The sequence below is a fragment of the Microbacterium sp. AC035 genome, from assembly GCF_979258485.1.
In genome coordinates this window covers 2,314,251-2,326,034 of the sequence record NZ_OZ409858.1, presented here as the reverse complement: position 1 = coordinate 2,326,034, position 11,784 = coordinate 2,314,251, and the positions used below count along the sequence as shown (strand labels likewise).

At 66.9% G+C, this 11,784-nt stretch carries 8 protein-coding genes and 1 rRNA gene; all 9 read left to right on the top strand.

The genetic code is table 11. From position 1 onward, the window contains the following. Nucleotides 1-74 precede the first annotated feature (74 nt). The 9 genes from ACZ0AA_RS11270 (at nucleotide 75) to ACZ0AA_RS11230 (ending at nucleotide 11,523) form a co-directional block, all read left to right on the top strand. Complete coding sequence (locus ACZ0AA_RS11270; RefSeq protein WP_463512930.1) at nucleotides 75-635, top strand: acyl-CoA thioesterase; 561 nt, start codon at nucleotides 75-77, stop codon at nucleotides 633-635. 4 nt (nucleotides 636-639) lie between these two features. Next, nucleotides 640-1,464, top strand: a complete 825-nt coding sequence (locus tag ACZ0AA_RS11265) for a Rossmann-fold NAD(P)-binding domain-containing protein (RefSeq protein ID WP_463512929.1) — start codon at nucleotides 640-642, stop codon at nucleotides 1,462-1,464. Between the two features lie 132 nt (nucleotides 1,465-1,596). Then, nucleotides 1,597-5,301 carry a proline dehydrogenase family protein gene (locus ACZ0AA_RS11260; protein WP_463512928.1) on the top strand — a complete coding sequence of 1,235 codons (3,705 nt, stop codon included), beginning with the start codon at nucleotides 1,597-1,599 and terminating at the stop codon, nucleotides 5,299-5,301. A gap of 126 nt (nucleotides 5,302-5,427) precedes the next feature. Beyond that, nucleotides 5,428-5,874 carry a hypothetical protein gene (locus tag ACZ0AA_RS11255; protein ID WP_463512927.1) on the top strand — a complete coding sequence of 149 codons (447 nt, stop codon included), beginning with the start codon at nucleotides 5,428-5,430 and terminating at the stop codon, nucleotides 5,872-5,874. Further along, nucleotides 5,874-6,104, top strand: coding sequence for a helix-turn-helix transcriptional regulator (locus tag ACZ0AA_RS11250; RefSeq protein ID WP_042541438.1), 231 nt, complete (start codon nucleotides 5,874-5,876; stop codon nucleotides 6,102-6,104). Before ACZ0AA_RS11255 ends, ACZ0AA_RS11250 begins: the two co-directional genes overlap by 1 nt. 1 nt (nucleotide 6,105) lies before the next feature. Further along, nucleotides 6,106-7,152: an NAD(P)-dependent alcohol dehydrogenase gene (locus ACZ0AA_RS11245; protein WP_463512926.1), complete on the top strand. Its 1,047-nt coding sequence runs from the start codon at nucleotides 6,106-6,108 to the stop codon at nucleotides 7,150-7,152. Nucleotides 7,153-7,316: 164 nt separating this feature from the next. Next, the gene (ddaH, locus tag ACZ0AA_RS11240; protein ID WP_400864527.1) at nucleotides 7,317-8,204 is read left to right on the top strand and encodes a dimethylargininase; all 888 of its coding nucleotides are present in this window, start codon (nucleotides 7,317-7,319) and stop codon (nucleotides 8,202-8,204) included. Beyond that, the gene (gene rocD, locus ACZ0AA_RS11235; protein ID WP_463512925.1) at nucleotides 8,201-9,400 is read left to right on the top strand and encodes an ornithine--oxo-acid transaminase; all 1,200 of its coding nucleotides are present in this window, start codon (nucleotides 8,201-8,203) and stop codon (nucleotides 9,398-9,400) included. The genes ddaH and rocD overlap by 4 nt, the downstream gene beginning before the upstream one ends. Before the next feature lie 598 nt (nucleotides 9,401-9,998). Further along, nucleotides 9,999-11,523 (top strand): 16S ribosomal RNA (locus tag ACZ0AA_RS11230). Nucleotides 11,524-11,784 lie beyond the last annotated feature (261 nt).

Sequence of the window (11,784 nt, the reverse complement as noted above, 5' to 3'; positions counted from 1 at the left end):
AGCGCCGATATGCCGGTGGAGGGTTCGCACAACGATGTTCGCGATCCGTTCGTCGATGGCTACGATCAGTCCTCGTGAACGTGATCTGGCGCACTCTCCTCGTGATCCTCTCCGCCCGCCGTCGAGTGCGGCGAGGCAAGACGCTCGACGCGGCATCGGTCAGCAGCATCCGGCTGACGACGCTGCCGACCGACATCGACATCCTCCGTCACATGAACAACGGCCGATACCTGTCGCTCTTCGACCTCGGCCGGTGGGACCTGCTGATCCGCACAGGGCTGTTCGACGCCATGAACGAACGCGGCTGGTACGCCGTCGTCTCGAGCGAGACCGTGACATTCCGCAAGTCGCTGCAGCTGTGGCAGCGGTTCGAGGTGCAGTCGCGGTTCATCGGGCATGACGACAAGGCGGTGTTCCTGGAGCACAGGGCGGTCGTCGGCGGTGAGATCTACGCCCGCGTCATCGTGCGATCGCGGATGCTGCGCCGAACCGGCGGCACGGTCAGCAACGAAGAGCTGTTCGCCGCCGTCGGCAAGCCGGAGGGCGTGCCCGAGATCGACTCCTGGGTGCACGACTGGGCCGCGGCATCCGCCCTGCCTCCCGTGCGCACCCCGGCGCCGAGCGTCTGGAACTGACGCCGTGACCGATCCATGGGGTCTCGAGACACGAGCACCGGGCGACGTGCTGCTGGTCGGATGCGGCAAGCTCGGCATCCGCCTCGGTGAGCGACTCGTCGCAGCGGGCTCACAGGTCACGGCCATGCGACGCAGCGGGGGTGACATGCCTTTCCCGACCATCGAGGCCGATCTGCGGCATCCGCTCGACCGTGAGCTCCCCGGGTTCGACTCGGTCGTGATCACGCTGCCGCCGAGCACCGAGGGCGACTCGGTGTATCCGCCGGCGCTGCGGGGGCTCGCCGACGCCCTTCCGTCGATGCCGGGGCGGGTCGTGTTCGTGTCGTCGACGCGCGTGTTCGAGGGGCGTCCCGGTGAGACGCCGCTGACCGAGCGCGATGCACCACGCGTGTCGAGCGAGCGCGGCGGCGATCTGGTCGAGGGTGAGCACCTGGCGACGGAGCTGTTCGGGGCGCGGATCGTTCGTCCGGCCGGCATCTACGGCCCCGGTCGAGACTTCCTCATCCGGCGGGTGCGCGAGGGTGCGGCGGTCGACCACACCCGTCGCACCAACCGCATCCACGAGACCGATCTCGTCCGGCTGCTCGAGGCGATGCTGCGGGCCGACTCCGCACCACCGCTGATCCATGCCGTGGACCGTGAGCCGGTGCTGCTCGGAGACGTCGTCGCACACATCGCCTCGCGCCTCGGGGTCGAGCCGCCGCCGCACCTCGACCCGGAGGTCGGCGGCGGGACGGTGCTCGAGGGGCGTCTCCTGCTGGAGTTCCTCGGCGACCTCGAGTATCCGACCTTCCGCGACGGGTACGACGAGATGATCGCCGCGCTCTGAGCGCTCCGTCTGGGTTCCGGTCGCCTGCCCGTGCCGCGCGTCCGCGTGATCGACGGCACGGACTGCGACCCGAACCACCCGACGCGACCGTCGTTCACGGGCAGGCGAGCACGGCAGTCCTAGGCTGAGCTCATGGCCGACCCGATGCCCTCCACGGATCCAGAATCCGTCTCACTCGCGGACCGCGCCGTCGAGCTCGCCCGCCGCTGGGTGATCGAGGCCGCGGCCGCCGATGTCGACCCGGCGGCAGAGCGTCTCGCCGGTGTCCTCCAGGATGCCAACGGACTGCCGTTCACACTCGGATTCGTCGACGGCGTCATGCGCCCCGAGAGCCTGAGCGCCGCCGCATCGCAGCTGCACCGCATCGCCCCGATCGTGCCCGACTTCCTGCCCTGGTACCTGCGGTCGGCTGTGCGGATCGGCGGCGGCGTGGCGCAGATGCTGCCGACACCCGTGGTGCCCATCGCGCGTCGGGTGCTGCGCGACATGGTCGGTCACCTGGTGGTCGACGCCCGCCCCGCGAAGCTCGGACCCGCCATCGCGAAGATCCGCGAATCGGGCGCTCGGCTCAACCTCAACCTGCTGGGCGAGGCAGTGCTGGGTGAGGACGAGGCGCAGCGGAGGCTCGACGGCATCCATGAGCTGATCCGTCGCCCCGATGTCGACTACGTGTCGGTGAAGGTGTCGGCGATCGTCAGCCACATCTCGATGTGGGCGTTCGACGAGGTCGTCGAGTCGGTCGTCGAGAGACTGCTTCCGCTGTATCTGACGGCCGCCTCGGATCGCACCTTCATCAACCTCGACATGGAGGAGTATCGCGACCTCGACCTGACGATCGCGGTGTTCACCCGCATCCTCGAGGATCCGCGCCTCGACGGTCTCGAGGCGGGCATCGTGCTGCAGGCCTATCTCCCCGACGCGCTGCCGGCCCTGCAGCAGCTCACCGCCTGGGCCCGTGAACGGGTCGACCATGGCGGCGCCCCCATCAAGGTGCGACTCGTCAAGGGAGCCAACCTCGCGATGGAGCGGGTCGAGGCCCGGATGCACGGATGGGCGCAGGCGACCTACGACACCAAGCTCGACACCGACGCCAACTATCTGCGCTGCCTCGACTGGGCGCTTCGCCCCGAGAACGTCGCTGCGGTGCGGCTGGGCGTCGCGGGGCACAATCTGTTCGGCATCGCCTATGCGTGGTTGCTGGCGGGGGAGCGCGGGGTTCGTGCCCTCGACTCCGGTGCGGCGACTCCGGTCGCGAACAGCCAGCCGCCGATCGAGTTCGAGATGCTGCTCGGCATGGCGCAGGGGCAGGTGCAGGCCGTCTCGCGAGAGGTCGGCGAGGTGCTGCTCTACGTGCCGGTCGTGAATCCGGGCGAGTTCGATGTGGCCATCAGCTATCTCGTCCGTCGTCTCGAAGAGAACGCGTCGAGCGACAACTTCCTCTCCGCCGCGTTCCGGCTCGGCGATGACGAGTCGCTCTTCGTGCGCGAGCGCGACAGGTTCCTCGACGCCGTCGACCGCTCGACGTCGCCGACGCTGCAGGTGGGCGCGCTGCGCAGCCAGGATCGGATGGCGCCGGTGCACGAGTCGATGCGCCCTGTGCCCGTGGCTCCTGCGCCCGAAGAGGGGCTGACCCAGGCGGTGCTCGGCATCTCGCGCGGCTCGGAGGACACGGGCGGGCCGTTCCTCGAGACGGCGGTCTACGCTCCGCGAGAGCTCGACGAGGCGACCGGCGGTGCTCCCGGATTCGCGAACACTCCCGACAGCGATCCGTCGCTTCCGGTCAACCGCGATTGGGCACGCGAGATCCACTCGCGCATCGCCGGCTCGACGCTCGGCGCCGCGACGATCGACGCGGCACGTGTCGACGATGCCGAGGCGCTCGAGACCATGATCGCCGGAGTGCGGGATGCCGCTGCCCTGTGGGGCGCGCGCCCCGCCACCGAACGCGCCGAGGTGCTGCTGCGTGCCGCGGCCGCGCTCGAGGGTCGACGAGGAGACCTCATCGAGGTCGCCGCCTCCGAGACCGGCAAGGTCTTCGCCGAGGCCGACGTGGAGGTCAGCGAGGCCGTCGACTTCGCTCGCTATTACGCAGCCAAGGCCAGAGAGCTGGATGCCGTCGCCGGCGCCGCATTCGAGCCTGCGCGCGTCACCGTCGTCACACCGCCGTGGAACTTCCCTCTCGCCATCCCGGCCGGAGGCGTGCTCGCCGCGCTCGCCGCGGGCTCGGGAGTCGTCTTCAAGCCCGCCCCGCAATCGCGTCGCTGCGCCGCCGTCATCGCCGAGACGCTGTGGGAGGTCGGTGTGCCGCGTGATGTGCTCGCGCTCGTCGACATCGAGGAGGGCGACCTCGGTCGCGAGCTGATCTCGCACGAGGCGGTCGACCGCGTCATCCTCACCGGGTCGTGGGAGACCGCCGCACTGTTCCGCTCGTGGCGGCCCGACCTTCCGCTGCTCGCCGAGACCAGCGGCAAGAACGCGATGATCATCACCCCGTCGGCGGATCTCGATCTCGCGGTCGCCGATCTGGTGCGCAGCGCCTTCGGGCACGCGGGGCAGAAGTGCTCGGCGGCGTCGCTCGCGATCCTCGTCGGCCCCGTCGGGCGGTCGAAGAGATTCGCCCGGCAGCTGGCCGATGCGACCCGGTCACTGCATGTCGGCTGGCCGACCGATCCGCTGGCCGAGGTCGGGCCTGTGATCGAGCGGCCGGAGGGCAAGCTCGCCTGGGCGCTCACCGAACTCGACGGCGAGGAGCAGTGGCTGATCGAGCCTGCCCTCTCGGCCGATGACCCCACCGGTCGACTCTGGCGGCCGGGCATCCGTGTCGGGGTGCAGCCGAGGTCGCGGTTCCACACCGAGGAGTTCTTCGGGCCCGTGCTGGGCGTCATGCATGCCCCGACCCTGGAGCGGGCGATCGAGCAGCAGAACGCTGTCGAGTACGGCCTGACGGCGGGGCTGCACACGCAGGATCCGGCCGAGCTCGCCCTCTGGCTCGATCGGGTGCAGGCCGGCAACCTCTATGTGAACCGCGGCATCACCGGTGCGATCGTGCAGCGTCAGCCGTTCGGCGGGTGGAAGCGCTCGTCGGTCGGTCCCGGCGCCAAGGCGGGCGGACCCAACTACCTGATCGGACTCGGATCCTGGCGTTCGAGCGGGTCCGGCACGGTGTCGAGCACGCTGCACCTGCGTGGGCTCGACTCGCGCATCACCGACCTCATCGAATCGGCACAGCCCTCGCTCGGCTTCGAGGCTTTCGAGTGGCTGCGTCGTTCGGCGCTCTCGGATGCACTCGCCTGGGACCGCGAGTTCGGCCAGGTCCGAGACGTCTCGCACCTGGGCGTCGAGCGCAACCTGTTCCGCTACCGCCCTGTGCCGGTCGCGATCAGGGCCACTGCGGATGCCGGATGGCAGGAGCTGCTGCGCGTCGTCGTCGCCGCGGTGCGCGCCGGGGCCGGGTTCGTGCTGTCCACCCCGGTGGGTCTGCCGTCGGCGGTGCGCCACGCGCTCGGCGAACTCGGTGCCGTGGTCTACATGGAGACCGACGACGAATGGATCGAGCGGATGCGGCGGCGCGGCGACGATTCGAACGGGCCGCTCGAGTCGCTCGACGACGAGCTGCGGCCGAGCAGGGCGCGCCTGGTGGGACCGCGCGACTCGGTGGCCGCGCTGCACCGAGCGTTGGCGGTGGCTGTCGACGGCGACCCCGACCTCGCGGTGTACGACGGCGAGGTCACCTCCGCCGGACGCATCGAGCTGCTGCCGTTCGTGCACGAGCAGGCGATCGCGATCACCGCGCACCGCTACGGCAACCCCGACGACTGGAGCGCCCCGGTCATCTGACCTGGTCGCCCCGCACGCGACCAGGGATGCGTTAGTGGCCCCGCCTGCGGGGGCCCAGCACGGCGTGTAAAGAATTCTTGACACAGCGGATGCCGCAGGCGTACTGTCGTGTCAAGAATCTTTTACATGGGAGGCATCATGGTCTACGAAGAGCGCAACGCCTGGGCCGGTCTCATCGTGGGCCTGGTCGTGATCGGGGCCTATGTCGTCATCGTCCTGCAGCAGGCCGCCGGTGGATCGGTGACCGATGTCGACTGGTTCCCGCTCATGCTGTGGACGATCGGTCTCGGCATCGTCGCCACGATCGTGCTCAGCATCGTCTGGGGGATGATCGCCGGCGCGAAGGATCCTGACGGGGTCGGCAAGTCCGATGTCCGCGACCGCGACATCAGCCGTATGGGCAGCCGGGTGGAGCAGGCCTTCGTCGTGATCGCGGGCCTCGGTGTGATCGCGCTGTGCGCGGTGAGCGCCGACGTCTTCTGGATCGCCAACACCATGTTCGCGGGGTTCGCCGTCTCGGCCATGGTCGGCAGCGTCGCGCGAGTCGTCGCCTACCGACGGGGACTCGTCTGATGGTCAAGCCCACACTCGTCTCCAACCGCATCCGCGCCCACCGCGAAGCGGCCGGGCTCACCCAGGCCGAACTCGCCCGCAGCATCGGCGTGACGAGGCAGACGCTGATCGCGATCGAACAGGAGAAGTACTCTCCGTCGCTTGAGCTCGCATTCCAGATCGCCCGCGCCTTCGGCGTGGGGCTCGATGACCTGTTCCAGTATCCGCAACCCACCAGCACGGAGGTGTGACATGACCGAGACCGACAAGACCCCGACGAACCAGACCGAGATGATGCCGGCGTGGCGTCGCGAGACCTACGGCTCGGCCGACGGATTCCGGCTCGAGCAGGTCCCCGTTCCCGTGCCTCGGCACGGCGAGGTCGTGCTGCGCGTCGAGGCGACCGCGCTCCACGCGGGCGACGTCCGACTCATGCTCGGTGACCCGCTGCTCGTGCGCCCGATCTTCGGGCTGACCCGTCCGAAGTATCCGGTGCGCGGAATGGAGGTCGCCGGCACCGTCGTGGCCGTGGGGCCGAGCGCGATCGGAGCCGAGCTCGGCGAACGTGTCGTCGGTGAGGTCACCGGAGGTGGAGGATTGGCGTCGCATGTCGCGGTGCCCGCCGCCCGGCTCGTGCCGATCCCGCCCGATGTCACCTCTGAGACCGCTGCCTGCCTGCCGGTCTCGGCCGGCACCGCCTGGCAGGCCCTCGACCGCGCGGGGATCGGCTTTCGCGCCGCCAGAGGCAGCGTGGCCGGGCATGTCCCACGCGTTCTCGTGATCGGTGCTTCCGGGGGAGTCGGCACCTTCGCGGTGCAGCTCGCGGCGCTGCGCGGTGCCGAGGTCTGGGCGACCTGCGGCGAACGCAACGCCCGGCTCGTCGAGCATCTCGGCGCCGTGCGCACGCTCGACCACCGCACTTCACCGCTGGCAGACCTGCCGGCCGGGCACTTCGACGCGGTGATCGACATCGCGGGAGGCATGGGCCTGCGCGTGCTGCAGCGACTCGTCGTGCTCGGCGGCTCGGTGGTGCTCGTGGCAGGCAACGGAGGGCACGTACTCGGACCGATACCGCGCATACTCACGGCGCTGCTCCTGTCGATCGGGTCGAGTCGCCGCATCCATCCGTTGGCGGCGACGCCGCGCCCCGAGGTCCTCGCCAAGCTGCTCGAGCTCACGGCGGAGGGCCGCATGACTCCTGTGGTCGAGCGGGAGTACGCCTTCGACGATGCACGCGCCGCCCTCGCGCACCTCGAGGCGGGCCACACCGTGGGCAAGGTCGTCGTGCACGGGGCCTGACCGCGAGGCGCGGTGCTCTGGCGGCGTTCAGGGGCGGATGACAGAATGGATGCTGGCGTGCCCGAGTCGCATCTTCCCCCGGGCGTCGACTCTGACCGAGCGACGCGGGTCGAAGGACCGCCGGGCCCCTGGACAGCGTCCGCCGCATCCGTTCGAGGAGCCCCATGTCTGTCGAAACCACTGCGCCGGCGTCCGAGACCGCAACCCCGGTCCGCACCGCACACCACCGTCACTATCTGATGTGCAAGCCGTCGCACTTCACGGTGAACTACTCGATCAACCCGTGGATGGAGCCGACGAAGCCGACCGACACAGCTCGGGCTGTCGAGCAGTGGCAGAAGCTGCACGACCTCTACCTCGAGCTCGGTCACGAGGTCGAGCTGATCGAGCCGCTCGCCGGATACCCCGACATGGTCTACACCGCCAACGGCGGGTTCCTGATCGACGGCCGCGCGTACGTGCCGAAGTTCCGCTTCGTCGAGCGTCAGGGTGAGGCCCCCGCGTTCGCGGACTGGTTCCGCGGTGCCGGCTACGACACCGTCATCCCCGAAGAGGTCAACGAGGGCGAGGGCGACTTCCTGCTCGTCGGCGACGTGATCCTCGCGGGCACCGGCTTCCGCTCGACCGGCGACAGCCACCGCGAGGTCGGAGAGGTGTTCGGTCGCGAGGTCGTGTCTCTCAACCTCGTCGACCCGCGGTTCTATCACCTCGACACCGCGATCGCGGTGCTCGACCCCGTGCAGGGCGTTGAGAACGGCGGCCCCGAGCGCGCGAACATCGCGTATCTGCCCGGCGCCTTCGACGATGCGAGCCGAGCGATCCTCGAGGAGCGCTTCCCGGATGCGATCCTCGTGTCCGACGAGGACGGGTCGGTGTTCGGTCTCAACTCGGCGAGCGACGGCTACAACGTGGTCATCTCGCCGCGCGCGCTCGGCTTCGAGAAGCAGCTGCGCGAGCGCGGCTACAACCCGATCATGGTCGACCTGTCCGAGCTGCTGCTCGGCGGCGGCGGCATCAAGTGCTGCACCCTCGAACTGCGCGGTGACGCGTGACCGCCGTCGACGCCGGTGTGTCGGCCGAGCCGCACGTCGCCCACAACTATCACCCGCTGCCGGTCAACATCGCGCGCGGTGACGGTGCCTGGGTGACGGATGTCGAGGGCAAGCGGTACCTCGACCTCCTCGCCGCCTACTCGGCGGTGAACTTCGGCCATCGGCATCCTGCTCTCGTGGCGGCGCTCACCGAGCAGCTCGGTCGGGTCACGCTGGTCAGCAGGGCGTTCCAGAGCGATCGGCTCGAGCCGTTCGCCGCGGCACTCGCGAAGCTCGCCGGCAAGGACATGGTGCTGCCGATGAACACCGGTGCCGAAGCGGTCGAGACGGGCATCAAGGTCGCCCGCGCCTGGGGGTACCGCGTCAAGGGCATCGCTGACGGCCGGGCGCGGATCATCGTCGCGGCCGGGAACTTCCACGGCCGCACCACCACGATCGTCAGCTTCAGCGACGACGAGCAGGCGCGAGCCGACTTCGGTCCCTACACGCCGGGCTTCGACGTGGTTCCCTACGGGGATGCGAATGCCGTCGCCGCCGCGATCACCGAAGACACCGCCGCCGTGCTGATCGAGCCGATCCAGGGGGAGGGCGGGGTGGTGATCCCGCCGGAGGGATACCTGCGCCGCGTCCGCGAGATCTGCGACGAGAAGAACGTGCTGTTCATCGCAGACGAGATCCAATCCGGACTCGGACGCGTCGGCGAGACCTTCGCCTGCGACCGCGAGGGTGTCGTGCCCGACCTGTACCTGCTGGGCAAGGCACTGGGCGGAGGAATCCTGCCGGTGTCCGCCGTCGTGGGCAACGCCGATGTGCTCGGAGTCATCCGCCCGGGAGAGCACGGCTCGACGTTCGGCGGCAACCCGCTCGCCGCGGCCGTGGGGCTGCGCGTGGTGGAGATGCTCGAGTCGGGGGAGTTCCAGGAGCGCGCTCGTGCACTCGGTGCTCACCTCGCCGCGGCACTCGAACCGCTGAAGGGTCATGGAGTCACCGAGGTGCGCATCGCCGGCCTGTGGGCCGGCGTCGACATCGACCCCGCCAAGGGCACGGGGCGCGAGATCGCCGAGAAGCTGCTCGACCGTGGGGTGCTGGTGAAGGACACGCACGGTCAGACGATCCGCATCGCACCACCGCTGGTCATCCGGGCGACCGAGCTCGACTGGGCGGTCGAGCAGTTGAAGCTGGTCCTGGGGGCCTGAAACCCGCGTCCGCCGGGCGACACGCCCGGCGGACGGCCCGGATTTGCCGGAACCCCGGAACCCACGTAACTTATTACTTGTTCGCCCCACAGGGAAGCGGAGAGGCCGAGAGCTTCACCCCCCTCAAGCGGAGAACCACCTCCACTCGATCAGCTCCTCGGAGCAGATCGCAGACACACTTCTGTCTGACCTGGAGCTTCCTACCGGAACAGCGGTCAATTTGACAGCGACGCCGGAACGGATAAGCTAGTGAAGTTGCCTCGGAGGCCTTGAGCCCCGAGCTGCAGATCTGGTTCTGAGCTTCACGGCGTGTCGATTTGACAGCCGGAACAGCGAAGATAAGATAGAGAAGTTGCCCTTCGGGCCTGGTTGTGATGACTGGGTCGTGGGAGCATCCGATCCTTGAGAACTCAACAGCGTGCACTTGTCAAATGCCAAATTATCCTCGTCTAGCTTCGGCTGGGTGAGAATTCCTTTGGATCAAAGACCAACCTCCTTGTGGGGTTGGCATTCGGATGAAGTCAGCAATGAATTTGTCTCTTTGGTCAGCATCAAACTCGCTGCGTCACCGTTTTCCCGGTGTCGTATGCATTTCTTTTTTACGGAGAGTTTGATCCTGGCTCAGGATGAACGCTGGCGGCGTGCTTAACACATGCAAGTCGAACGGTGAACACGGAGCTTGCTCTGTGGGATCAGTGGCGAACGGGTGAGTAACACGTGAGCAACCTGCCCCTGACTCTGGGATAAGCGCTGGAAACGGCGTCTAATACTGGATACGAGTAGCGACCGCATGGTCAGCTACTGGAAAGATTTATTGGTTGGGGATGGGCTCGCGGCCTATCAGCTTGTTGGTGAGGTAATGGCTCACCAAGGCGTCGACGGGTAGCCGGCCTGAGAGGGTGACCGGCCACACTGGGACTGAGACACGGCCCAGACTCCTACGGGAGGCAGCAGTGGGGAATATTGCACAATGGGCGCAAGCCTGATGCAGCAACGCCGCGTGAGGGATGACGGCCTTCGGGTTGTAAACCTCTTTTAGCAGGGAAGAAGCGAAAGTGACGGTACCTGCAGAAAAAGCGCCGGCTAACTACGTGCCAGCAGCCGCGGTAATACGTAGGGCGCAAGCGTTATCCGGAATTATTGGGCGTAAAGAGCTCGTAGGCGGTTTGTCGCGTCTGCTGTGAAATCCGGAGGCTCAACCTCCGGCCTGCAGTGGGTACGGGCAGACTAGAGTGCGGTAGGGGAGATTGGAATTCCTGGTGTAGCGGTGGAATGCGCAGATATCAGGAGGAACACCGATGGCGAAGGCAGATCTCTGGGCCGTAACTGACGCTGAGGAGCGAAAGGGTGGGGAGCAAACAGGCTTAGATACCCTGGTAGTCCACCCCGTAAACGTTGGGAACTAGTTGTGGGGTCCATTCCACGGATTCCGTGACGCAGCTAACGCATTAAGTTCCCCGCCTGGGGAGTACGGCCGCAAGGCTAAAACTCAAAGGAATTGACGGGGACCCGCACAAGCGGCGGAGCATGCGGATTAATTCGATGCAACGCGAAGAACCTTACCAAGGCTTGACATATACGAGAACGGGCCAGAAATGGTCAACTCTTTGGACACTCGTAAACAGGTGGTGCATGGTTGTCGTCAGCTCGTGTCGTGAGATGTTGGGTTAAGTCCCGCAACGAGCGCAACCCTCGTTCTATGTTGCCAGCACGTAATGGTGGGAACTCATGGGATACTGCCGGGGTCAACTCGGAGGAAGGTGGGGATGACGTCAAATCATCATGCCCCTTATGTCTTGGGCTTCACGCATGCTACAATGGCCGGTACAAAGGGCTGCAATACCGCGAGGTGGAGCGAATCCCAAAAAGCCGGTCCCAGTTCGGATTGAGGTCTGCAACTCGACCTCATGAAGTCGGAGTCGCTAGTAATCGCAGATCAGCAACGCTGCGGTGAATACGTTCCCGGGTCTTGTACACACCGCCCGTCAAGTCATGAAAGTCGGTAACACCTGAAGCCGGTGGCCTAACCCTTGTGGAGGGAGCCGTCGAAGGTGGGATCGGTAATTAGGACTAAGTCGTAACAAGGTAGCCGTACCGGAAGGTGCGGCTGGATCACCTCCTTTCTAAGGAGCATCTGACTCTTCGGAGTCCAGAACCCAGATCGAAGGCATACGTTCTTCGCTGGGAGCTCATGGGTGGAACATTTGACATGGTGCGAAGGATGAAGGTTTCTCTTAGTACACCGCTTGCGGTGGGAACGGGGAGGGTTTCGGAGGTCGCATCTGCACGCTGTTGGGTCCTGAGGGACCGGATGCGATCTTCGGATCGTTTCTGTACCTCTGGGCCTCTTGTTGTTTCCCCTGTGGGGGAGGTGAGAAGGGGTA